The sequence below is a fragment of the uncultured Fibrella sp. genome (assembly GCF_964250085.1).
In the GTDB taxonomy this organism is placed as follows: domain Bacteria; phylum Bacteroidota; class Bacteroidia; order Cytophagales; family Spirosomataceae; genus Fibrella.
In genome coordinates this window covers 740,743-765,013 of the sequence record NZ_CAXUEC010000001.1, presented here as the reverse complement: position 1 = coordinate 765,013, position 24,271 = coordinate 740,743, and the positions used below count along the sequence as shown (strand labels likewise).

The window sequence follows — 24,271 nt, the reverse complement described above, 5'->3', positions numbered from 1 at the left end:
CGGTACCAGCCGACGGCCACTGTCTCGACTAGGCTGTTTGCCCTAACCGAGCCACCATGCTATCGTGGATTTGCACCAATGTCTGCTGCAAATCGTAGGTCCAGTTCCAGCCGGGGTAATGCTCTTTAAATTTATTCAGGTTCGAAATATACCAGATATGGTCGCCAATCCGGTTCGTTTCCGAGTACGTATAATTCATGGTGTTGCCCGAAATTTCTTCGCACACCTTGATGGCCTCGATCATCGAGCAATTGGCGTGGCGACCACCACCGGCGTTGTATACTTCACCGGCTCTTGGATTCTGGTAAAAGTGCCAGAACATGTTCACCAGGTCGTAGCTGTGAATGTTGTCACGTACCTGCTTGCCTTTGTAGCCAAAAATGGTGTATTGCGTACCCGTGATGGCGCACTTCATCAGGTAGCTCAGGAAGCCGTGTAGCTGCGCACCCGAATGGTTCGGCCCGGTAAGGCACCCACCCCGGAATACTGCCGTTTTCATGCCGAAATACCGGCCATATTCCTGCACCAGGATGTCGGCCGCTACTTTAGACGCCCCAAACAGCGAGTGTTTGGTATGGTCAATGCTCATAAACTCGTCGATACCATCTTTGAAATACGGATGGTTTTCGTCGATTTCCCAACGCGTTTCGGTTTCGATCAAGGGCAGGTAGTTTGGGTTGTCGCCGTATACCTTGTTGGTCGATGTAAAGATAAAAACAGCCTCCGGCGCGTGTTGCCGGGTCATTTCGAGCAGATTCAGCGTTCCGTTTGCGTTTACCGTGAAGTCGGTAAATGGCTCGCGGGCGGCCCAGTCATGGCTGGGTTGAGCAGCCGCGTGAACGATCAATTTAATGTCGGCACCGAATTCTTTGAAGATCGGTTCCAATTGTGATACTTCCCGAATATCGGCGGGGCGGTGCGTATAGTTACTATACGCGTCACTCAGCCGGTTGCGGTTCCACTCCGTTGATCCCTCAGCACCGAAGAAGTACTGACGCATGTTGTTGTCGATACCCACCACGAGATCGAACTTATCTGAAAAAAAGGCAACTGATTCGCTGCCAATAAGTCCTGCCGAACCTGTAACTAATGCAACATTCATACCTGAAAACCCTTGTTTGTCAGCCTATACTATCCAAAAAATCCTAATTGAACGGGCTTAGTAGTGGGGCAAAGTAACGCAAAAAAGTTATATTCACATTCACCATTCCCTAACAAACAAAGAGGCGATACCTTATGGTATCGCCTCCTTTTAGCTGACGGCCCGGCGAAATCAAGCGCCTTCGCCAACGGTGCCTGCCCCAAATAGCTTCTCACGGATTTTCTGCGTCCGGGCATCCAGCTCTGGATTTGGCTTGTATTTATAGGTCGATTGAACGGCGGCCGAGTCTGGCCCGGTGCCATATACTTCACCGTCACCGGCTTTGTAGCCCGCCCGGAAGTCGTTCTTGCGGAAATCTTCCTGACGGATGGTATTATTCTTCTGGTAATCGCACGATGCCAGCGAAAGACCGGCCAGTACGAACATTCCCATATAAACGACGCGTTTCATAGCTGCTTGATTGTGAATCGAAAGTTCGGCAAAGGTAATCACAAAGTGGTTAGCCAACAGGGGTGGGCGATTGGTTTTTTAGATTGCCAATTTCCTGCTGTACAAAAGCCATCAGTTCGCCGATATGCTGCTTTGAAAAGTCGAACGGAACATTGGCCGCTGCGTAGATGTCGCGGATGGGTGCCTGATAGCCCAGTTTCAACGCGGCCTTATAGCCCTGAAGGCCCTCCTGTGCGTTTTGCCGGTAGTTGCGCCATACGCCAATAGCTCCCAGTTGAGCAATGCCATACTCGATATAATAGAACGGCACTTCGTACAGGTGCAGTTGCTTTTGCCACACGTATTCTTTGTAATGATCCAGCCCGCTCCAGTCGGTCAATTGATCGGCAAAACGGTCGTAGGTACGTACCCAGGCCGCCCGGCGTTCGGCGGTTGAATGAATCGCGCCCAACGCTGGCGGGGTGCCGTAGAGCCAATGCTGAAACTGGTCGATGGTGGCTACCCAGGGCAACGTCTCGATGATCGACTCCAGATGAGCCAGTTTTGCCCGGCGTAGTTCATCCGGGTTCTCGAAGAAGACGTCCCAGTGATCCATCGACATCAGTTCCATCGACATCGACGCGAGTTCAGCCACCTCCATCGGTGGATTGCGATAGGCTTTCAGGGGTAGCTCGCGGGTCAGAAACGAATGCACGGCGTGGCCTCCTTCATGCACCATCGTCACCAGGTCGCGCAGGCTTGAAGTGGCGTTCATGAAAATGAAGGGCACACCAATTTCTTCGAGCGGATAATTATAGCCGCCCGGCGCTTTGCCCTTCCGCGAGTCCAGGTCCAGGTGAGCCATTTTCCGCATAATGCGCAGATAACCACCCAGTTCACCGGTAGCGTCCAGGTGATCGAAGCAGCGAATTGTTTTCTCGACCAGATCGGCCGCCGTAGCAAAAGGCACCAGGGGCGGATGGCCCTCCGGGTCAACTTTGCTATCCCAGGGGCGCAATGCCGTCACCGAGGCGTCCAGGCGCTGTAGTTTGGCCAGCCGGTCGGTCGCCTGTTCGTTGAGCAGGGGAACTACAGCCTCCGCTACCGACTCGTGGAACGTGAAGCAGTCGGCCGGGGTGTAATCGAAGCGGCCCAGCGCGGCGAACATGTAGTCGCGGAAATTGGCGAAACCGGCATTATGGGCAATCTGCTGCCGAAGCTCGATCAGTTTATCGAACAGTGCATCCAGTTTTTCGTGGTCTTTGAAGCGTCGATCCTGAATCAGAAACCAGGCGTTTTCCCGCACCGCCCGATCGGTCGACTGCAACAGGTCGGATGCCTTTTGGAGGGTAACCTCTTCCCGAATCCCATCGGTTTCAACCGTCACAGTCATCGCGCCCACAATAGCACCGTACTGCCGCTCTTCGGTCTGCATTTCCGTTTGCAGCGGCACGTTTTCGTCGCGAAAAATGGCACTGGCAACCTGCATACTGCGTAGCATCACCTGTTCGGCGGTCTCAGTCAACTCAGCCAGCCACGGGCTTCCGAGTGCTTTTTTATCCAGTTCATTGCCCAGCGTGCTCATCATGGGCTGAATGGTTTCGATAAAAAAATTCAGCCGGTCAACCAGTTCAGCATTGGCCGTATCGCAGGTCATGCGAATGTACCGCCAGGCGAAGTTTTCGGACAGATAGGACTCCAGTTCGCTGCGGTCGCTGAACCATTGCCGCAGCGCATCGGCATCGGGCAACGATCGACTCAGCAGGTCATCGTAGAAAGTCTGTACGTCGGCCCATTCGTGGAGTTCATACGTGTCTGGCAGAAAGTGCCGGGGTGGGCGGGCGAGGGTTAATTCAGCTTGCATAGTGGGTCAAGATACAACATCACTGACTTTGTATACGACATCCAAAGCCGGTATTTTGTTGCGGGGCAACCCAATATCATTCCTGCACCAGCACCTTCACCGTCTGCCGAATGGCACCGTCGCGCACGGTCAGCACATACAGGCCCGGCGACAGGGGTACGTCGGGTTGCCAGGTGGCTTCGGTATCGGTTCGTGGCAGCCACTTACCGAATATAGCTTGTCCATTCATTGTCTGTATCACCGCCGTTGGCGCAATCAGATTACGTACCTGAAGGTGCAACTGCCGCCCGTCTGCCGGATTCGGATAAACAACCACAGACGGCTGGTCGGTCCGAACAACTACGGCAATTGTTTTCGAGTAGTTCACCGCGCCATCCTGATCGATCTGTTTAAGGCGGTAATAGTTGGCTCCATCATTGGGTTTTTCGTCGGTTAGCGTGTAGGTACGTTGCCCGTTCGTGTTTCCGGCAGCAGGCAACGTACCTACCTCGGCAAACTCAGCCGCATCCAGACTTCGCTCAACTACGAATCGGTCGGCGACCTGTTCCCAGGCGGTAGACCAATCTAGTTGCACAGTATTAGCAATTGATTTTCCGCGAAAACTAACGAGTTCAACGGGTAATGATGCTTGGACACTGCCTGAGAGAGCAACATTTAGGGTAACTGCATCCGTAGACGAGTTACTAACATTTCCTGAAAAAGAACCTTGGGCGGCACCCGTCAGTCGCACATAAATAGTTGTATTCGTAACCACTCCGCTTACGTTAGGTAGAGTTAACGTGTTGCCAAAACCGCTTGTCGGGCTTGTACTTATTTCATAACCTGAAGGAGCAGTAAGAGTAGCATCACCAACTAAGCTACTTCCCGAAACAACGTAACTCTGCGCTGCTGATGGAACACCCTGCGTAGTTGAAAATCCTGATAGCGATGTTGGCGAAAGCGTGAGGGTAGGCCGTTGTACAGTGCCTAGTAACTTAAAGCTACTTACACGACCAAATCGCGAAGTTTGTACAGTATTATACAAGTATAACCTCACGGTAATCGCAGTCGTAATCTGTTGAATACCAGAAATAGAACCTGAAAAGGTCTGAGCAGAATTTACAATACCTGTATTGGTTGCTATGGTAGAAGCGAAATTATCTGCACTTGTTCTTATAGCATAATCTTTGGGACCTTGAGCTGTGCTGCTACTGGACAAAATCATACTGAAGCCAGTAACGGTAAGGTTGTAGTTGGTAGCGGGAACAACCTGAAATTCGAAATATTTATTGATATCAAGAGTTACAGGCCAGTTATCCATTTCCAAATAACCGTTGTTCACATTTCCTATTGCATTAATAAAACTATTGACTGTTGTTGCATTTGGCGAAGTAGTGTTAGCTGACTGCGAGGTAGAACTTGGGGCAGTATTGTTAGTGAAGGCCCAGCCTGCTAGACTTTGTGCTTCGCTGGCTGAACAAGTCAGGATAATCAAGCAAACTACGCGTAAGATGGAATTTGCGAAGTTTGTTGTGTAAGTACATAATGTGTCCATAAAGTAGTGTTATTTGATAGGTTATAAACTAGGGGATAGCGTTGACAAATCGCCCCAAATAACAAATCAAATAGCAAGTAAAAAAATAGCAACTCAAATATGATAACTAATTGATTATCAGCTTTTTGTTTCCATTATCCTGATGCCATTTCCCATCTGTTTACCAAACACAAAAGGCCCGAACCAGAAGTATCCGGGTCGGGCCTTTAACGTACAGTTAATTAATCTTTTTACGCGATTCTACACGTTCATCAGTGATTCACGACGGCGCATTTTACCGGCCGGAATACCAAACATCATTTTAAAACGACGGCAGAAATACGCCGTGTCTTTGTAGCCCACCTCGGCACCAATGGCCCGAATGCTTTTCTTGCTAGTGCGTAGCAAGCCTACGGCCGCTTCCATGCGCTGGTATTCGATGTAATCCTGTGGGTTGATACCCGTCAGCATCTTGAAATACTGCCCCACATAATCTTCCGACACATTAGCTACGTTGGCAAGCACCTTGTTGGAGAGGTCGCCACCGATATTGTCTTTGATGTAAGCAAAGATGTCGATCAGGCGGGGGTCTTTGAAGTAGGTACTATTGGTAACCAACTGCTCAACGAACAGCCGTTGTTTGAGGATGTAGCGAATAACTTCGATTACGATCTCTTCGGTCTTGATCTTGATCACCCGCCCCTTACCGGCAATATCGGTCATGTCCTCGATAAGGATCTGCCGGATCGCCTGCGCCAGCGTTTCGTCATGCTTGATGATAAATGGCGGCACGTCGAGCGAGTTGAAGAAGTTCACCGAATCGAACACTTTGGCCTCGAAGGACACGTACCCAAACGAGTTGGGCATGTTGCCAATTCGCGTTGGATCGCGGTTGGCTTCGAAATAATGTTCGCGATGGGTCATGAACTCCTCGTTCGTGACCGGCTTGGGGTTCGACGGTTCGCCGTACGTAACCGTTACGTGTTTGCCGCCGGGAATAAACAACATGTCGCCAATTTCGACCTTCTGATGTTCATCACCGTACGACACTTCACCGTTATATAGGATCAACAACGTATTCTCTACGTCGTAGAAATTCTTGATCACAATAGGCTGCAGGATGCGGATATTCCGTGCCTTGATAAACTTCACCCCCAGCGATTCGATAATCTTATTGTAGTCTTCCATAGTCGGAACCGGATTGCATAAGCCGTGTTGCGCTGCAATATTGCACAAAACTAATAAATTGTACAAAACTAATACAAGCACAAAAGTTTCCGTCTGATAAAAAAAAATGGCCCTATCTGCTGAAAATAGGGCCACCTCTTTATGAAAATATAGTTTTTTTAAGAAACTACTTATCGAACGAGCTCACGCGCAATCACTAATTTTTGGATTTCGGAGGTACCTTCATATATCTGGGTGATCTTGGCATCCCGCATCATGCGCTCTACATGGAACTCCTTGACGAAGCCATAACCACCATGAATCTGAACCGCTTCGGTGGTTGCCCACATGGCAATTTCAGACGCAAATAGCTTGGCCATCGCTGCTGCCTGCACATAATCTTTGTGCTCATCTTTCAGGCGGGCCGCTTTGTAAACCAGCAATCGGGCGGCCTCGATCTTGGTTGCCATTTCGGCCAGCTTGAACTGAATGGCCTGATGCTCATAGATGGCTTTGCCAAACGCTTTCCGTTCCTGACTGTATTTAAGTGCCAGCTCATAGGCGCCCGCCGCAATGCCAAGTGCCTGAGCAGCAATGCCTATACGACCGCCATTAAGCGTAGACATAGCAAATTTAAAGCCGAAGCCATCGTCGCCGATGCGGTTTTCTTTGGGTACGTTCACGTCGGTAAACAGTAGCGAATGCGTATCCGACGACCGAATGCCAAGCTTATCTTCTTTCTTACCGACCACAAAACCCGGCGTTCCTTTCTCCACGATCAGGCAGTTGATGCCCCGGTGGCCTTTCTCCCGGTGAGTCTGGGCAATCACCAGCGCCACGCCCGACGTACCGCCGTTGGTGATCCAGTTTTTGGTGCCGTTCACCACATAATGATCGCCCTTATCGTCGGCGGTGGTGCTTTGCGAAGTAGCATCAGAACCCGCTTCGGGCTCCGATAAACAGAAAGCCCCGATCATCTGACCACTCGCCAGCGGAACCAAATATTTCTGCTTCTGCTCCTCCGAACCAAACGCCTCCAGTCCGTAACAAACGAGCGAATTATTTACCGACATAATCACGGAAGCTGACGCGTCGACTTTAGAAATCTCCTCAATCGCCAGCACGTAGGATACGGTATCCATTCCACCGCCACCGTATTCGGGCGAGACCATCATGCCCATAAAGCCCAGCTCGCCCATCCGGCGTACCTGTTCGGTAGGAAACTGCTGGGCATTGTCGCGCTCAACAATACCCGGCAATAATTCGGTATTGGCAAAGTCGCGGGCTGCCTCCTGAACAGCGAGGTGCTCTTCAGACAGATTAAAATTCAGACCCTGAAGGTCATGGGGTGCCGTTGTCATTCTGATTATGGTTTGATGAAGTAAAATTACGAAGGAAATTAGTATGCATGCATAACAATTTCGGATTGGGGATATCGGATGTCGGATTTGTTGCTGACGCTAGAGCAAGCCCATGCGTCAGCAACAAATCCGACATCCGATATCCCCAATCCGAAATCAACTGGCTTGCCCGCCATTCACGCCCAGCACCTGACCATTTACGAACGATGCGTCGTCGGAGGCCAAGAACAGATACGCATTGGCGATGTCTTCGGGCTCACCCATCCGGCGGGCCGGAATCAGCCTAATCGTGGCCTGCCGGGCTTCTTCGGGCATGGCATCAGTCATGTCGGTGCGAATAAAGCCGGGGGCAACGGCGTTGGCCGTAATGCCTTTCGACCCAAGTTCTTTGGCCCAGGTCCGGCACATAGCCACCACACCCGCTTTGGTTGCCGCGTAGTTGGTCTGCCCAAAATTACCGTGTACGCCCACCACCGACGAGGTGCAGATAATACGACCATATCCCCGTTCAACCATATGCGGCACCACCGCTTTGGTGCAGTTGAAAACGCCCGTTAAGTTAACGTCAATTACCTGTTGCCATTCCAGATGGCTCATTTTTAAAAGGGTACGGTCACGCGTGATGCCGGCATTATTTACCAGAATATCGATCTGGCCATGCTGTTCCAGCACCGACTGAACCGCTTCCTCTATGCCAGGTACGTCGGTTACACTTACCCGCATGAAGGTAGCATCATGCCCCTGATCGCGCAGGGTTTGGGCGGTGGTTTCGCCTTCATCGAGCATATCCCAGATAACGACAGCAGCACCCTCGCGGGTGAAAATTTCGGCGGCAGACCGGCCAATGCCGCGTGCTCCGCCAGTGATGATGGCAACTTTATCTTTAAGGCGCATAAGTTTGACCTTTCCCCTAGTCCCTCTTTTAAAGGGGAGGGGTTAGGAATGGGGTAATTTACTCAAACAATAACATGATCAACTCGGCAATGCAGGCGGGTTTGGTCTGGCCTTCTACCTCGAAAACGCACTCGATGATGACCCGAACACCAGTTGACCCCTCGTTTGCATTTGTTGGCTCAACATGGTGGAGCCAGGCTTTCATGCGTACCCGGCTTCCGCTGGGTACGGCATTGGTAAACCGGATCTTGTTGGCGCCGTAGTTGATCGCCATCTTCACCGAATCTACACTGTAAATAGCTGACAACAAACGCGGTGCCAGCGATAGCGTCAAAAATCCGTGGGCAATGGTTGTTTTATAAGGCGACTCACGAACGGCGCGCTCGGGTTCGAGGTGAATCCATTGGTGGTCGCCGGTGGCATCGGCAAATAGCTGAATCTGCTCCTGGGATATGGTAACCCAGTCGGTTGTGCCGAGTTCCTGACCGGCGTGGGCGGCAAAGGCCTCCAGGTTGGGGAATGTTTGCATAGGGATTAGGCGTTGGAAACTGGAATCCAATCGCCAACAGGTGTTAACATTTACAAAGTACGGTACCGGGCCAATCGTCTGGCTGGCGTTTCACGGAATCGGGCAGGATAGCAGTTGTTTCGAGCCGATTGCTGCGCAATTGGCCCAAACGCATACTATTTACAGCATTGATCTCCCTTTTCACGGAAAAAGCCGGTTCACCCAGTGGCCTGCGGTAATAACCCGAACATACTGGCAAAGTTTGATAGAAGCATTTACTGCCACCCACCAGATAAGTCGGTTTTCGGTAATTGGTTTTAGCATGGGCGGCCGATTTGCCCTCATTACGGCTCAGGAACTTGCCTCCCGCATCGACGAGGTACTCTTGCTGGCTCCCGATGGCGTTACCCAGGACCCGTGGTTCAAGCTGGGTACGTCCTCCCGAGTAGGGCGGGCCCTGCTCCGTTTCTTTTTGAAAAACACCCCGTTTTTTATGTCGATCGGGCACGGCCTGGTTCGGCTTGGCGTGTTGAATGCGGTCCTGCTCCGCTTTGTGGAGGCTACCATGCAAACGCCTGAGCAGCGTGATCAGATTTACCGCTCCTGGACGGGATTCCGAATGCTGACTACCGACATGACTAGTTTCGCCAACGTTATGACTGGTAATGGTATTCGGGTACGTTTGTTTTTAGGCGAGTACGATGCTGTTCTACCCCGTGCACAGACCAGACCTTTGGAGGTGGCTTTACCCGCCTGCGAAGTAACGATACTGGCAACCGGCCATACGTCGCTGGTTCGCCGGGTGGCTGCTCAACTATAAAACGAGTAGAATGTTATGCCCATCTGGCCCATTCGATCAGTATATACTAAACAATTACGTGAGTTATCCACACTTTGCCCCTCAATCAGTGTGGATAACCTAATTTATTGTGGATTACTCCCATTTACCCTCCAATACTGAAGTGTTACTTTAGGTATTGCTACCGTGAACTTAGAATCAATATGTCGAACGAAAATGCTTTCGCCATTGCCAATGCGCTGGTGTTCCCACAATGGTTACTTATGCTGGCGGCACCACGCTGGCGGGTCACCAACTGGCTGACGAGTACGCTGGTAATACCCGCTTTGCTGGCGGTTATGTACGCCTATTATCTGTTCACAAGCACCGGCGGATCGCTCGATTTTATGTCGTTTGCTACCCTGAAGGGCGTGATGACGCTCTTTCAACAAGGCGGCGAACAGGTTATGCTGGCGGGCTGGATTCATTACCTCGCTTTCGACCTGGTGGCTGGCTGCTGGATTCTGCGCGACGCCCAACAGCGTGGCATTGCACACGGCTGGCTTATTCCCTGTCTGCTCTTCTGCTTCATGCTCGGGCCGTTGGGAATGCTGCTGTACGTAATCGTGCGGGCTGCAACGAGCCAGCGACAGGGGGCATAAGACCTGGCTAGGCCGCAATCCCCATGCCCTTTAGTAAGGCCAGAATCGGGGCGGCTACGGTGTCAGGATAAAATACAAGGTTAAAATGGTCGCCGGGGGTTTCAACATACCCTTCGTCTGGACGGCGCACAATGTTATCGGGGCGCGCATGAATGCGTAAATCTGGTGAAGCGGGAGGTATGGGAGAGGGTGCCAGTAATACGCGCAACTGCTGATAGATATATCTGCGGGGCTGGCTCGTCATGGTACCAATCAGGGTTTTATGCAATACCCGCGATTCATTGAACGGGTATTTTTTCAGTGTATACCTGGCAAACCACTGACTTTGCACCACGCCTACTTTTAGCAGTAGCCTGACAACCTGTATGTTATGCGTAAACGTGATCAGTTTTTTCTGATCTGTGTACGACGCAATGAGAACGGCCCGGCAGCCCGTTTGCGCCTTCAGGTTGGCCGCAATCCAGCCGCCCATTGAATGACCAATCACCACGTCGCTGGCGCTGATCTGGTGGGTCTTTGCCAGGTACGTTGCCAATGTGGATACATTAACGGTCTGGTCGTCGGGATTCCAGCGGGCGAATTCGTCCTGCAAATTGAGTTTGAGCACCGATTCGGCCGGTAGTAACGGAGCCAGGTTATCGAAAATACTGGGGTCTTCAACATACCCATGAATATAAATCAGGCGGAGCATAACCAATACGAGTTTCAAGGGGTTAAAGTACGCGTTTTTGTTGTTGATAGATAGGGCATAAGGCAGGCTGGTGTTACCGCATCGTTACCGAAAAGCGCATTTAGGTATAATACCTAACAGATTCGTAACCGCAGATCAACACGCAGGTCACAGTGCAAACCGACTTTTGTGGCAAGAAAACGGACTATGAATCGCCGGAACCTGATTAAACGGGCGGGCGCTGGTCTCGCCGCTCTGGCTGCGCCTGCGCTTACCGCCCACGCCATTCCCCTCTGCTCCGATCAGCACGCATCGGCCGGAAACCTACCCCCTCTCCCAACTGCCCTTGCGCCCAGCCGCTCGCTACGCATTGCCCATCTCACCGATGTGCATATGCAGTCGGTAGTGGGTGCCGCAAAGGGATTTGCCCGCTGCCTGCATCACGCGCAAAACCTCGACTCACCGCCCGATCTGCTGATCAACGGCGGCGATGCTATTATGGAGGCGCATGGCCGGAACCGTAGCAGCGTGGAGCGGCAATGGAGCCTGTACCGCGAGGTGTTACAACAGGACAATAGCCTGCCGGTGCTGAGTTGCGTAGGTAACCACGACATCTGGTGCCGCGAAGAGACCGCCGCCGCGTTGGGCGATGGACGAAAGTGGGCGATGGACGAGCTGGCCCTCACGAAACCGTATTATAGCCTTGACCGAAACGGCTGGCACCTGATCATCCTCGACAGCGTGCAGGCCAACGCCGACGGAAGCTGGTACACCGCCCATCTCGACGAAGCCCAGTACGATTGGCTTGCAGACGATCTGAAAGCAACACCCGCCAACGTACCTGTGCTGGTTGTTACCCACATTCCGATTCTGGCCGCCTGTGTCTTTTTCGACGGAAAACGGTACGAAGGGCAAACCTGGAATGTACCTGGCCGCTGGATGCACGCCGACGCCCGGCGCCTGGTCGACCTCTTTGATAAACACCGCAACGTGAAGGCCTGCCTCAGCGGCCATATTCACCTGACCGACCGCGTTGATTATAACGGCGTTAGCTACTACTGCAACGGAGCCGTGAGCGGTGCCTGGTGGTTTGGTGCTTACCAGCATACCGCCGCCGGCTACGCACTGGTGGACTTATACAACGACGGCACCGTTCAGAATCAATACATCGCGTATCGGTAGGAGACAGTGGGTTTACCTACCTTCGTGGCGACAACCTGCTCGTCCATGAAAGCCATTCTCGTCGGTCTGCTTACACTTACCTTGCCCACCTTTGCTCAACGTCCCCTACCGGCACTTATTCCCCAACCCCAATCCGTTCAGGCGGGAACTGGCCAGTTTACGATCACGGCAAACACGCAGCTAGCCGTACTCACGCCTGTGGCCGAGGTGCGGCGGATGGTGCAAACCAACCTGCCCGGCCTACGGATCAACGACCTCGCCAAGCCTACCAACAACATCACCGTGCGGCTGGCTCCGGTAGCCAATATCGGGCGGGAGGGGTACGAACTGGTGGTGTCGCCAACCGGAATCCGGCTTACGGCGCCCGAAGCGGCGGGGCTTTTCTACGGCTTGCAAACCCTGCGGCAGCTACTACCCGCCGAGCGCGAACGGCCCGGTTTCCGGTTTACAGGTACGACGGTGGCGACGGCGAAGAAAAGCACGATTCCCGCCGTTGTTATTCGCGATCAGCCTCGGTTTGGCTGGCGGGGTATGATGCTCGATGTGAGCCGGTCGTTTTTCACGAAAGAAGAGGTCAAGCAATTTATCGACCTGATGGGACGCTATAAATACAATGTCTTTCACTGGCACCTCACCGACGATCAGGGCTGGCGGGTAGAGATAAAAGCGCTCCCCCGCCTGACGCAGGTGGGAGCCTGGCGCGCGCCGCGAACCGGCCGCTGGTGGGATCGCGAAAACCCTGTGCCCGGCGAAGTGCAGAGCTACGGCGGCTTTTATACCCAGGATGATATTCGCGAAGTGGTTCAGTATGCTACCGAGCGACAGATCATGGTCGTGCCTGAAGTCGATATGCCGGGGCATATGCTGGCAGCCATTGCCGCTTATCCCAACCTGACGTGTAGCGGAAAAGTGGTGCCTATTTATCCGAACGGCAAATTCTACAAGCTGGAAGACAATACGCTGAACCCCTGCAACGACAGTACGTATCTATTTATCGATAAGGTATTTACCGAAATTGCCCAGTTGTTTCCCGGTCCGTATATCCACGTCGGTGGCGACGAGGCATTTAAAGGGTTCTGGGAGCAGTGTGCCGCCTGCAAACCATTGATGGCGGCCAACAACTTGAAGACCGTGGAAGAAGTACAGAGCTACTTTATTCAACGGGTCGAGAAGATTGTGCAGAGCAAAGGCAAGCGGCTTATCGGCTGGGACGAAATCCTGGAAGGCGGCCTTGCACCAAACGCCACCGTGATGAGCTGGCGCGGCATGAACGGTGGTATTGCGGCGGCTAAACAGGGCCATCCGGTGATTATGACGCCCTACCAAAATTGCTACGTAGACCTGTATCAGGGCGACCCGTCGGCCGAACCGAGCACCTACGGCAATTGTCGCCTGAGCAACTCGTATGCCTTTGAGCCAGTGCCCGACAGCGTTCGGGCGGAGTTGATTCTGGGTGGTCAGGCCAACCTCTGGACCGAGTCTGTGCCTACCGCCCGCCACGCCCAGTACATGGTATGGCCCCGCGCCTTCGCCATCGCCGATGTGTTGTGGTCGCCCAAAAATGCCCGCAACTGGCCCGATTTCGTGCGGCGCGTTGAGCAGCATTTTGCCCGCTTCGATGTGGCGGGGGTCAATTATAGTAAAAGCTATCTGAATCCATACGTAACCGTGCAGCGGCAAACGTCGGGTATGATCAATATTCTAATAAGCCACGAACTGACCAACACCGACCTGTATTATACCACAGATAACACGATTCCCGATTCGCTTGCGCCCCGTTATAGTCAGCCCTTTGTTTTCCCTAAGGGAGCCGACCGCCTTCGTGTGGCCGCTTACCGCGACGGCAGGCAAGTGGGCCAGTTGCTCAATATTCCGGTTGCCGATCTGGCGGCGCGAGCCCGATGAGTGCCGGGTACGCTGCTTTTTAAAGAAAGAGCAACGTACCTGCAATTAAGTTGCCTGCCGAAGCAACCTCTTCCTTTAAAAGAACGTACCTCCTTTACTATTTCCCCATGTCTGTATCCATCGCATCCCTTTCCGAAAGTCTACCGCAGTTTATCGAGCAGCAACAGCCGTCGGCCGTGGCGGTGCTGGTCGATAACCATACGGCCCGATATTGCTACCCACTGGTGAAACCGCTCTTGCCCAAACATACCCTGATCCGTATTCCGGCGGGCGAGGGGCACAAGCACCTTGCTACCTGCGAAACCATCTGGGGTGCCCTGACAAAAGCCAGTTTCGACCGGCACGGGCTGGTATTGAACCTCGGCGGCGGCGTGATTGGCGATATGGGCGGTTTTTGCGCGGCTACCTACAAACGCGGGATCGCTTTTGCCCAACTCCCCACTACCTTGCTTTCGCAGGTCGACGCCAGTGTTGGCGGCAAGCTGGGTATCGACTTTCAGGGGCTGAAAAATCATATCGGCGTGTTTCAGTTACCCAATGCCGTACTGATCGACACGGCCTTTCTGGGTACGTTGCCCGAACGGGAACTGCGATCGGGCTTTGCCGAGGTGATCAAACATTGCCTCATTGCCGACGCCGACGAGTGGGCGCGGCTGCGTCGCTACGACCTGGAAGACCTCGATTGGAACCGGACTGTGGCGCACTCGGTAGCCATCAAGGAACGGGTGGTAGCGCAGGACCCAACTGAGAAAGGGTTGCGGAAGATTTTGAACTTCGGTCATACGCTGGGACATGCCGTTGAAACCCACTTTCTGGCCCGCCCAAAAGGTCGGTTATTGCATGGCGAAGCCATTGCCGCCGGGATGGTGATGGAAGCGTACCTTAGTTTGCAACTTGGCCTGATCGATGAATCGTTGCTGGAGCAAATCGAAGAATATCTTTTCGCCGTATATGGTCGTGTTGCCCTGAAAACTGAGGATACGGAACCGATCCTTGTCAATACGCTTCAGGACAAAAAAAACCGCGCTGGTCAGGTACGAATGGCCCTGATTGACGGACCCGGCCAGTGTGCCTACGATATACCGGTTACTAAAACATTGATGCGCCAAGCACTTGATTATTATCGGGGTTAATAAATTATCAATTCATTGCGTTATCCGTAGGAACACCAAACAATAGTTGGTAGATTGCTGTTGAAAGCGTACATCATTTTCTTCACTTGACCTTAACAAGTATCTGAACTAACAACATTTACACTCCATAATTATGAGCAGATTTTTCGGCTTGTTCGTTGCACTGGCACTGGCCGGTTTTAGTATGGTTTGCTGTTCGCCGGGAGGTAACCAGCTTTTTGTTGAACATGATTATAGTTATGAAGGCCACTTCAAAGACTACAAATCATTCAATTTCCTGGAGTGCGAATTTATTGACTCTACCCTACTATGCTCCGATATTCAGGACGCCATTCGGCATCAGATGGAAGCACGGGGGTACCGGGTCAGCAACCGCGCACCGAATCTGCTCGTTTCATACAATATCTTCCGCAGTGACCTCCGTTTCCGGGGGTATCAGCAACCGATCATCAAAGATTGGGTGGTTCGCGAAGATGATGACGCCACCTACAAACGCGTCGACTATAACCTCGACGAAGGCACGCTGATGATCTCCCTCATCGACGCCGAATCGTATCAGGTTATCTGGAAAGGATACGCCTCGAAGATGATGCGGAATGCGAACTTCAAGAATAACTACTTCAAGGGTATTGTCCGCTCGATCTTCGACCAGTACCCGCTGATGGCCACCAACAGCGATAATACAGGCTACGGAAGGTAGTAGCGTCTAAGGCGTTCAGGGTTTAACGGCCGAAGGTCCAAAGTTACTTGCTCATTCACGATTGGTGAACTGGCAAAGCACCTTTGGACCTTTGGCCGTTAAACCCTGAACTCTTTTCTCAATATCCCGCTATTTCTTCGTGAATGAAGCACCAAACCCACTGCTCGCCCGGTTCGGCTGATGAGACAACGGGGTGTTGGGTAGCCAGGAAGTGCTTCGTAGCGTGCTTGTTTGGCGACGAATCGCAGCAGTGCGTTTGCCCGCAGGTCTGGCAGGTACGCAGGTGAACCCACGAATCGCCGGTTTTTATACATTCTTCACAGACATACGCCTGCGCAACCTTCAACTCCGTCAGGGCAGTAAGTTCTTCACACGGTTTGGGTCGTACCATTATTGGGGAACTGGTTATTGGTTGACTGGTTGATTGGGAAACTGATTGATAAGTAGAGGATTTGACTAGAGCATAATTCTCAAGACATGACTAAGTTACTCCAATTTATCAGTTACCAAATCAATCAGTTCCCCAATAACCTAATCAACCAATAACCAGTCAACCAGTCTCCAAATCACTGCTTCGGCTTTGTCTGCTGCCCATTGGGGCCGGTTTTCAGCGGATCTTTGCTGGGGCCTTCGGCTGTTTTATTGCGCTTAGCGGCGTCGCTATACGAACCCTCTTTCTGGCCGCGCTCCGTTACCGACGTGTTTCTGGAACCCGGCGAAGGCTGACCATTACTACCTGTTTTGTTACCGCTGCTAGCCTGTCCGGCCGCCGATGCCTGATTCTGGCTGGCGTTGGCATCCATCGCGGCAGCCCGACTTTTCGGTTGTACAGACCGCACCGTTTTGGTGCCTGTACCCGGCGCACCGCCCGGCGATGGTGCACTGGCTGTTCCTTCTGAGGTACTTCCCTGCGTTTGAACGGGCTTAATCCCTTTCGACTCAGTGTTGCCATTGCGTGTGCCCGTTCCCTTTGGCTTCGTTGGCGCGGCCGGCGTGATGGTTTCCGGCGATACCGTATTGGCAGCAGCCGTGCTATTGCCTTTGGCAGCACCAGACGAACCCGGCTTATCGCCCCCCGGCGGCGGAACGTTGGTTGGTGACGTAGGCGATAGATTTGAGTTGCCCGACCGCGACACGCCATCCTTCATTTTTTCACTGCCCCGGGTCCCTACATCCTTCCCACCTTTTCGCTCAAGCCCCTCCCGCGAGGACGTATTTCGCTGCGTTGACGGGGTTGTATTTCCGTTTGTTTTTGTCTGAGTCTGTTGTTGCGCAAAGCCCGCTGTGGTTAGGCAAAAAACCAGAGCCAGGCTAGCTATCCATTGCTTTTTCATGTCGTTGAGTATTGAAAAGTCTAAACTATTAACCTATGGGCTAACTAGTATGTTTAGCCAATCAGTAGCGATTCGCCGCCATCGATCCAGACGGGCGTACCAGTTATATGGCTGGCGCGATCAGAGGCCAGAAACAGTACCAGATCGGCTACCTGCTCAGACGTACCCGGCTTACCGTCGGTGAGTGGAATTTCGCCTTCCGGGAATTCCACTGGTTCTTTGATCGTCTCAATATCCCGGTGTTCGGTATTGTCGTTGATCTCCGTATCGATAGCACCGGGACAAACCACATTGACACGGATTTTGTGTTTCGCCAGTTCCAGCGCAATCAATTGAGTGAAAGCCACCTGCGCCGCTTTGGTGCTCGAATAGGCCGTTGAGCCTGTGTTGGTGAATATGCGCGTACCGTTGACCGAGGCGGTGATGATGATAGCACCTCCCTGCCGTTTCAACAGCGGGACCCCAAAATGCACCGTCATGTACGTACCTGTTAGGTTGATGTCGATGGTTTTCTGCCATTCTTCCGGCGTCAGTTCGTCGATGGGTGCCCATACACCGTTGATACCGGCATTGGCAAAAACGATGTCGAGGCGGCCGAAGCGTTTGTCCAGTTCATCGTAAACCCGCTTCATATCGTCGGCTTTAGAAATATCAGCGGTCAGGGCAAGGCCTTCGCTACCGGCATTTTCTACCTCGCGAATGGTCTCGTCTACTTCGTCCTGTGTGCGGCTGATGGCTACAATTTTAGCTCCGGCTTTCGCCATCAACACAGCCGCCGCTTTACCGATGCCCGATCCGGCCCCTGTGATCAGGGCTACTTTTCCCGCTAGTTCCTGTTCGTTCATAGCTTTTTTTACCTGAATAAGTCGCGGAGCCGGTAAATGGTTGAGAAGTTTTAGGTACGGGTCTGCTTTCTGAGAGGTGGAGGTGCCATAATTATACCAGCCAATGAGTAGGGAAAAAGCCGTAGTGAGTTCGTTTAACAGAGGCGATATAAAACACGCGGGGCACCATGTACTACACAGAATTTGGCAAAACGGGCCGACAGGTAGCCCGGTTAGGATACGGAGCAATGGGACTCGGCGGCGCATTCGGCACCTTCGACGAACAGGAAGGCATTCGCTCGGTGCTAACGTACCTGGAACAGGGCGGCAACTTCATCGATACAGCCCGACATTACGGTCAGTCGGAGGTAATAGTAGGCAAGGCACTAAAGCAATGGTCGGGCAGAAAGCCGTTTATCGCCACCAAAATCCAGTCGCACGGACAACACAATACGCGCTGGGCCATTCCGCCATCTGTCGATGAAACCTTTCCCCGTCACCTTATCCGGCAAAACGCCGAAGAATCGCTCCGGCTACTGGGCGTCGACTGCCTCGATTGCCTGCAATTACACCTATACTGGCCAAACTGGGGCGTTTCGGGTTACTGGCTCGATGAGTTGCAGGCGCTGAAAGATGAGGGTAAAGTAGCGGCCATCGGTGTATCGCTGCCCGACCACCGCGCTGATGTGGGTATTCCGCTCGTGATGAGCGGCGGCATTGATTCGGTACAGGTTATTCTGAATATTTTCGATCCGCTCGCCTTCGATTCACTGGTGCCCATCTGCCAGGAAAATGGAGTGGCCGTCATTGCCCGATGCATCCTGGACGAAGGCGGCCTGACTGGCTTTCTGACCGAAACCACGCCATTCGAAGATCACGACTTCCGAAAGACCTTTTTCGAGGAAGTGCCGCGTTCCATGTACATCGAGCGCGTCAACCGGCTGCGGGCGTTCGTCCCCGAACACGCGGGCTCACTGGCCCGGCTGGCTGTCAAGTTCGTGCTGTCGCATCCCGGCGTGACCACGGCCATTGCGTCGATGCATGTGGAGAAGTACCTGATGGACAACCTCGCTGCCATTGATGAACAACCACTTAGCCCGGAAATCGCCTACGAACTCCGCACGCACCACCGCTGGGTACGTAACTTCTATACATCTAAATACTGGATGGAAACCAACGACCTAGACAAAGCAAATTCAGCCACCGAAGCCGTTTCTTCCGCAGATGACCAATAAAATACGCTGGGCCGAACTCTTCCCCGACGAATTCCTGGAACGGCAGGCCAGCCAGTCGGTGGTGTACCTGCCGATGGGTATGTGCGAACCACACGGCCACATTGCCGTACTGGGGCTCGATACCATTAAGGCCGATTACCTATGCGAGGAAGCCGCCCGACGATTTGGCGGTATCGTGGCCCCCACGCAGGGCTATCAGATTCACGAATCGGGCTATCACGCGCCCTGGCTGGCCGAAGTAGTGGGCAACGTGCGCCCGTTCATGACCGCCATGCCGCCACATGTGATGCTGTATTTTTTCCTGTATCAGTTGCGCGCATTTCACAACGCCAATTTCAAAACGGCCATCGTCCTGACGGGACATGCAGGGGGAAACGAACAGGATTTCGAGCTGGCAGCCCGGCATTTTGCGCAGGTCAGCGACATGCAGGTACGTGTTTTTGCTGATCCCGAACTGGTTCGCGGTCAGTTCACGGGCGATCATGCCGGGGCTTACGAAATCTCCCAACTGCTACACATTGCGCCGACAATGGTCGATTTAAGCAAACACGACCGGATAAACGACGCGGATTCGCTGGGTCGATTTGCGCAGGGCAAGGATGCGCTGGCGGCGTCGGCTACTCAGGGCGAGGCGATTATGGAAGCTAGTTTGGCTAAGTTGCATCAGGTAGTCAACGCGTGTTCGGCCGCGGCATCGGCTGTTTCCCGTCCGTTTCTTTCCTACGAAACCATTGAATCGGTTTGGGAAACGCTTAAACTGGACGCGCCAAACTGGCGAACCCGCCGATTGAATGTTGGTCAGACACCAGCGTCAGCCGAATCGATGTGGAAGCCGTTTGAACAGGTGTAACGCGGACTGGGCGTCCCCGACTGAAGTCCGCGTTACGGGGTTAGAATAGTCAACGGATTGCCTTACCAGACTAAACACGCTGCCAAACCAACAAAAAGCATGGCAACTCTTAATCAGTTCGACGCCATTGTGGTTGGGTCGGGCATAAGCGGCGGCTGGGCTGCCAAAGAACTTACTGGCAACGGGTTACGCACCTTACTTCTGGAAAGGGGACGGAGCGTAGAACACGTCACGGATTACCCCACCGCCATGATGAACCCCTGGGATTTTACCCATCGGGGACCAGCAAGCCTTGACATGAAACAGGCCTATTCGGTAGCCAGCCGGAACTATGCCTTCTACGAGGGCAGCGCACACTTTTACGCCAAAGACAGCGAGAACCCCTACATTCAGGACAAGCCCTACGACTGGATTCAGGGTAATCAGGTGGGCGGTCGTTCGCTGCTTTGGGGGCGGCAAACCCAGCGGTGGAGCGATTTTGATTTTAGTGGCCCCGCCCGCGATGGGTTCGCCGTCGACTGGCCCATTCGCTACGCCGATCTGGCTCCGTGGTATAGTTATGTCGAAAAATTTGCCGGTATTTCAGGCAATCGTGACGGGCTGGCTACCCTACCCGACGGCGAGTTTCTGCCGCCCCACCAGATGAGTTGCGTGGAAACGTATTTCACGAAGCAGATGCGCCAGAAATTCCCCGATCGCCCCGTCATCATCGGCCGGGTAGCGCACCTGACGAAGCCGAACCCAATTCATACGAAACAGGGCCGGGCGCAATGCCAGCACCGAACACTCTGCGAACGCGGTTGCCCGTTTGGCGGCTATTTTAGCAGCAACTCGTCGACGATTCCGTGGGCTATGAAAACCGGTAAGCTTACCCTCCGGCCCGATTCGGTGGTTCATTCGATTATTTACGACGACGCGAAAAAGAAGGCTACCGGCGTGCGGGTAGTTGATGCGCATACGGGCCAGATGACCGAGTATTTCGCCAAAATTCTGTTTCTGAACGCTTCGTCGCTGAATACCAACAAGATTCTGCTCAATTCAACCTCCAATCGTTTCCCGGTAGGTTTAGGCAACGACAACGGGCTGATGGGTAAGTTCATGGCTTTCCACAGTTACCGGGGGCGTGTTACGGCCGAATACGACGGCTTCCCGGACTCGACCACCTGGGGCCGCCGCCCAAACAGCAGCTACATTCCGCGCTTTCGGAACGTATATAAGCAGGAAACGAGCGGTCCGGCGTCCCGGTTCTTGCGGGGCTACGCCTCCACCTTATCAGCCTCACGGCCATCGGCACCAGACCGGCATGGATTTGGTGCCGAGCTGAAAGAACGCATGACCAGCTACACGCCCGGCCCCTGGCAGGTTTCGTCGGGCATGATGGGCGAAACGATTCCGAAAGAAGTCAGCACCGTCCGGCTCGACCCGACGTTGACCGATCGGTGGGGCGTTCCGCTGTTGCGGGTCTCGGTGGCGTATGATGAGAACGACGAAAAAATGCTTCACGACTTCTGGGAACAACTCTCCGAGATGTATGACGGGGCCGGTTTCAAAAACATCAAAACGCACGACACCGGCCGGCTACCCGGCAGCGAAAACCACGAGATGGGCGGCGTCAGGATGGGCCGCGACCCGAAAACGTCGCTGCTCAACAAGTGGAATCAGTTGCACGCCTGCAAAAACGTATTCGTCACCGACGGGGCCTGCATGGCGTCAACCTCGACCCAAAATCCGTCGCTGACTTACATGGCCCTCACCGCCCGCGCCGCCGATTATGCTGTAAAGCAGATGAAACGAGGCGAATTGTGATTATGCCAGCCTAGCCACCCATGAACAAACCAACCCGCCGAGAGGCACTCAAAACAACGATTCTTGGCGGGCTGGCAACGGCGTTGTCAGGTACGTCTGCTTTGGCCTTTATAGCCAGAAAACCACGCTTTTCCTTTTCTACACTCGGTTGTCCGAAATGGGATTTGGCAACGATCATCAACATGGCGGCCAAATCGGGGTATCAGGCCGTTGAGTTTCGTGGTTTGATGGGCGAACTGGATCTACCCAAAAGCCCCGCCTTCGACACTGCGGCGCATATCCAGGAGACACGTACCCAGTTTTCCGACCGAGATATCTGCATCTGCAATCTCGGTTCGTCGGCTCAACTGCACCATGCCGACGCCGCAAAACGCCGCAAAAACCTGGACGATGCCCGCCGGTTTATCGACCTCGCGCATGAACTTGATTGCCCGTTCGTCCGCGTGTTTCCCGACCAGCTCCCTCCCGACCAGAATCGGAACGAAACGCTACACCTCATCAGCGACGGTTTGCTGGAACTGGGTACGTATGCCCAAACCAGCGGAGTGACGGTACTCCTCGAATCGCATGGCGAACTGACGCGGAGTGAGTTACTGCTCCCGATCATGCAGGCGGCAAAACACCCAAACGTGGGCCTGATCTGGGATATTGTCAACATGTGGGTCGATGCGCAGGAGGCCCCGGCGATGGTGTATCAACAGTTGAAACCGTTTATCCGGCACGTACACGTTAAAGACCTTCGGCTTGTGGCCAGTAAGCATCAGTATGTGCAGGTTGGTCAGGGCGAAGCACCACTTCGCACAGCCATCGACGCGTTGAAGGCAGGTAATTACAGAGGCTACTACAGCTTTGAGTGGGAAAAGATGTGGCATCCCGAAATCGCAGACCCGGAACAGGTTATTCCACAGTACCCCGCCGTAATGAAAACCTACTTCTGATGATAGTATACCACGCGTCATTAGGTCGTCATTCGCCTGCGGCGTCATTAAATAGTCATTTATTGTCTTGCTACAACTGACTTTTAATGACCATAAATGACCACCTAATGAGGCCGAAGGCAAACGACGACTTAATGCCATTTCTTATGACCATTCCCGACCTGCGCCTCTGGCAACGTGAACTCAGCCAGGAACTGAAAGATATTCTGGCCTACTGGCAACGGTATGCGCCTGACCCAACTAATGGCGGTTTCTACGGAACAGTGGGCTCTGACAACGTACCCAGACCCGGCGATGCCAAAGGCGTGGTGCTGAACAGCCGTATTCTCTGGACATTTTCGGCCGCCGCCAGGCACACACAACATACCGATGAATACCTGCCCGTGGCAAAACGCGCCTTCGATTATTTGGCCACCTACTTTCGCGACCCGCAATATGGTGGTGTATACTGGATGGTCGATGCCAAAGGGCAATCTATTGATGATAGCAAACAGCTATACGGCCAGGCATTTGCCGTGTATGGCCTGAGCGAATATTACCACGCCACGAAGCACAAACCGGCGCTGGAATTCGCGCAGGCCATTTACCGAAACATGGTCGAGCACGCTTACGATCCGGCAAAAGGTGGCTTCATCGAAGCGTTTGCCCGCGACTGGACCGAGGCAAAATCATATGCCATTGCCCGAAAAGATAATGGCGAGAGCAAGACGATGAACACGCACCTGCATATTCTGGAAGCGTTCGTTGGCCTGCTCCGCGTCTGGCCGGATAGTGGTTTAAAAACGCAGGTACGTGGCCTGATTCATATTTTCCTCGATCACATCATCGACCCAAAAACGCACCGGATGGTCCTGTTTCAGGGCACCAACTGGGAGCCGCGCCGGACGGGTATCAGCTACGGACATGACATTGAAGCCTCGTGGCTGTTGCTCGAAGCCGCCAAAGTGCTGCACGAAAGCGATCTGCTGGCAAAGGTCCGCCAGGAATCTGTACTGATGGCGCGGGCGGCACTGTCGGGCCTTGACCCGGATGGTGGCATGAACTACGAGTATGAAGGGCCTGATGAAAGCAAGCCCATGCAAAGCCACGACGGCGGCCGTTGGAACCGCGAACGGTCGTGGTGGGTGATGGCCGAGGCGATGGTTGGTTTCATGAACGCCTACCAACTTACCAAAGACAAGTTGTTTCTCGACAAGTCGGCCGCTAGCTGGGATTTTACCAAAACGCACCTGCTCGACACCAAAGATGGCGAATGGTTCAGCGGTGTCGACCAGACGGGTAAGGTGCTGGGTAACACGAAGATCAGCGCCTGGAAGTGTCCGTATCATAACGGCCGGGCCTGCATGGAAACCATGGAGCGAATCGGGAAACTGATCGACCGATGAGCTAATAAAATGCGAATACAACCTAATTTTA

The 24,271-nt window shown here is 53.3% G+C and carries 23 protein-coding genes; 11 read left to right on the top strand and 12 right to left on the bottom strand.

The window, feature by feature from the left end; translation table 11 throughout:
* Positions 1-28: 28 nt before the first annotated feature.
* From ACFE8Q_RS03085 to ACFE8Q_RS03050, 8 genes are all read right to left on the bottom strand, one after another.
* Positions 29-1,102 (bottom strand): NAD-dependent epimerase/dehydratase family protein, encoded by a 1,074-nt coding sequence (locus ACFE8Q_RS03085; RefSeq protein ID WP_375443885.1) that lies wholly within the window; start codon positions 1,100-1,102, stop codon positions 29-31.
* 171 nt (positions 1,103-1,273) lie between these two features.
* Entirely contained in the window at positions 1,274-1,552 is a 279-nt protein-coding gene (locus ACFE8Q_RS03080; protein WP_375443884.1) for a hypothetical protein, read from the bottom strand.
* 49 nt (positions 1,553-1,601) lie between these two features.
* The gene (locus ACFE8Q_RS03075; RefSeq protein WP_375443883.1) at positions 1,602-3,395 is read right to left on the bottom strand and encodes a M3 family oligoendopeptidase; all 1,794 of its coding nucleotides are present in this window, start codon (positions 3,393-3,395) and stop codon (positions 1,602-1,604) included.
* 76 nt (positions 3,396-3,471) lie between these two features.
* Positions 3,472-3,969 carry a T9SS type A sorting domain-containing protein gene (locus tag ACFE8Q_RS03070; RefSeq protein ID WP_375443882.1) on the bottom strand — a complete coding sequence of 166 codons (498 nt, stop codon included), beginning with the start codon at positions 3,967-3,969 and terminating at the stop codon, positions 3,472-3,474.
* Positions 3,970-5,169: 1,200 nt separating this feature from the next.
* Positions 5,170-6,096 carry a helix-turn-helix domain-containing protein gene (locus ACFE8Q_RS03065; RefSeq protein WP_375443881.1) on the bottom strand — a complete coding sequence of 309 codons (927 nt, stop codon included), beginning with the start codon at positions 6,094-6,096 and terminating at the stop codon, positions 5,170-5,172.
* 170 nt (positions 6,097-6,266) lie between these two features.
* Complete coding sequence (locus ACFE8Q_RS03060; RefSeq protein WP_375443880.1) at positions 6,267-7,436, bottom strand: acyl-CoA dehydrogenase; 1,170 nt, start codon at positions 7,434-7,436, stop codon at positions 6,267-6,269.
* A 156-nt stretch (positions 7,437-7,592) separates the two neighbouring features.
* Entirely contained in the window at positions 7,593-8,330 is a 738-nt protein-coding gene (fabG, locus tag ACFE8Q_RS03055; protein WP_375443879.1) for a 3-oxoacyl-[acyl-carrier-protein] reductase, read from the bottom strand.
* Positions 8,331-8,388: 58 nt separating this feature from the next.
* A complete protein-coding gene (locus ACFE8Q_RS03050; RefSeq protein ID WP_375443878.1) occupies positions 8,389-8,859 on the bottom strand; it encodes a MaoC family dehydratase in 471 nt (156 codons plus the stop codon).
* Positions 8,860-8,899: 40 nt separating this feature from the next.
* Between ACFE8Q_RS03050 and ACFE8Q_RS03045 the strand changes: the two genes are divergently transcribed.
* Positions 8,900-9,658 (top strand): alpha/beta fold hydrolase, encoded by a 759-nt coding sequence (locus ACFE8Q_RS03045; protein WP_375443877.1) that lies wholly within the window; start codon positions 8,900-8,902, stop codon positions 9,656-9,658.
* A 182-nt stretch (positions 9,659-9,840) separates the two neighbouring features.
* Positions 9,841-10,278, top strand: coding sequence for an ABA4-like family protein (locus ACFE8Q_RS03040; RefSeq protein WP_375443876.1), 438 nt, complete (start codon positions 9,841-9,843; stop codon positions 10,276-10,278).
* Between the two features lie 7 nt (positions 10,279-10,285).
* On the opposite strand, the gene ACFE8Q_RS03035 is transcribed toward ACFE8Q_RS03040, so the two are convergent.
* A complete protein-coding gene (locus ACFE8Q_RS03035) occupies positions 10,286-10,969 on the bottom strand; it encodes an alpha/beta fold hydrolase (RefSeq protein ID WP_375443875.1) in 684 nt (227 codons plus the stop codon).
* A gap of 186 nt (positions 10,970-11,155) precedes the next feature.
* On the opposite strand from ACFE8Q_RS03035, the gene ACFE8Q_RS03030 reads away from it, so the two are divergent.
* From ACFE8Q_RS03030 to ACFE8Q_RS03015, 4 genes are all read left to right on the top strand, one after another.
* A complete protein-coding gene (locus ACFE8Q_RS03030) occupies positions 11,156-12,130 on the top strand; it encodes a metallophosphoesterase family protein (RefSeq protein WP_375443874.1) in 975 nt (324 codons plus the stop codon).
* Between the two features lie 45 nt (positions 12,131-12,175).
* Complete coding sequence (locus ACFE8Q_RS03025) at positions 12,176-14,035, top strand: beta-N-acetylhexosaminidase (protein WP_375443873.1); 1,860 nt, start codon at positions 12,176-12,178, stop codon at positions 14,033-14,035.
* Positions 14,036-14,142: 107 nt separating this feature from the next.
* Positions 14,143-15,168: a 3-dehydroquinate synthase gene (aroB, locus tag ACFE8Q_RS03020; protein WP_375443872.1), complete on the top strand. Its 1,026-nt coding sequence runs from the start codon at positions 14,143-14,145 to the stop codon at positions 15,166-15,168.
* A gap of 184 nt (positions 15,169-15,352) precedes the next feature.
* Positions 15,353-15,868 (top strand): DUF4136 domain-containing protein, encoded by a 516-nt coding sequence (locus ACFE8Q_RS03015; protein ID WP_375444352.1) that lies wholly within the window; start codon positions 15,353-15,355, stop codon positions 15,866-15,868.
* A gap of 118 nt (positions 15,869-15,986) precedes the next feature.
* On the opposite strand, the gene ACFE8Q_RS03010 is transcribed toward ACFE8Q_RS03015, so the two are convergent.
* From ACFE8Q_RS03010 to ACFE8Q_RS03000, 3 genes are all read right to left on the bottom strand, one after another.
* The gene (locus ACFE8Q_RS03010; RefSeq protein WP_375443871.1) at positions 15,987-16,259 is read right to left on the bottom strand and encodes a UBP-type zinc finger domain-containing protein; all 273 of its coding nucleotides are present in this window, start codon (positions 16,257-16,259) and stop codon (positions 15,987-15,989) included.
* Between the two features lie 175 nt (positions 16,260-16,434).
* Positions 16,435-17,202 (bottom strand): hypothetical protein, encoded by a 768-nt coding sequence (locus ACFE8Q_RS03005; protein WP_375443870.1) that lies wholly within the window; start codon positions 17,200-17,202, stop codon positions 16,435-16,437.
* A 53-nt stretch (positions 17,203-17,255) separates the two neighbouring features.
* Complete coding sequence (locus ACFE8Q_RS03000; RefSeq protein WP_375443869.1) at positions 17,256-18,047, bottom strand: SDR family oxidoreductase; 792 nt, start codon at positions 18,045-18,047, stop codon at positions 17,256-17,258.
* A 167-nt stretch (positions 18,048-18,214) separates the two neighbouring features.
* Between ACFE8Q_RS03000 and ACFE8Q_RS02995 the strand changes: the two genes are divergently transcribed.
* The 5 genes from ACFE8Q_RS02995 (at position 18,215) to ACFE8Q_RS02975 (ending at position 24,240) form a co-directional block, all read left to right on the top strand.
* Positions 18,215-19,261 (top strand): aldo/keto reductase, encoded by a 1,047-nt coding sequence (locus tag ACFE8Q_RS02995; protein ID WP_375443868.1) that lies wholly within the window; start codon positions 18,215-18,217, stop codon positions 19,259-19,261.
* Entirely contained in the window at positions 19,251-20,111 is an 861-nt protein-coding gene (locus ACFE8Q_RS02990) for a creatininase family protein (RefSeq protein WP_375443867.1), read from the top strand. The genes ACFE8Q_RS02995 and ACFE8Q_RS02990 overlap by 11 nt, the downstream gene beginning before the upstream one ends.
* A 99-nt stretch (positions 20,112-20,210) precedes the next feature.
* A complete protein-coding gene (locus tag ACFE8Q_RS02985; protein WP_375443866.1) occupies positions 20,211-21,917 on the top strand; it encodes a GMC oxidoreductase in 1,707 nt (568 codons plus the stop codon).
* 20 nt (positions 21,918-21,937) lie between these two features.
* Positions 21,938-22,855, top strand: a complete 918-nt coding sequence (locus ACFE8Q_RS02980) for a sugar phosphate isomerase/epimerase family protein (protein WP_375443865.1) — start codon at positions 21,938-21,940, stop codon at positions 22,853-22,855.
* 146 nt (positions 22,856-23,001) lie between these two features.
* A complete protein-coding gene (locus ACFE8Q_RS02975) occupies positions 23,002-24,240 on the top strand; it encodes an AGE family epimerase/isomerase (protein WP_375443864.1) in 1,239 nt (412 codons plus the stop codon).
* The last annotated feature ends 31 nt before the right edge of the window (positions 24,241-24,271 follow it).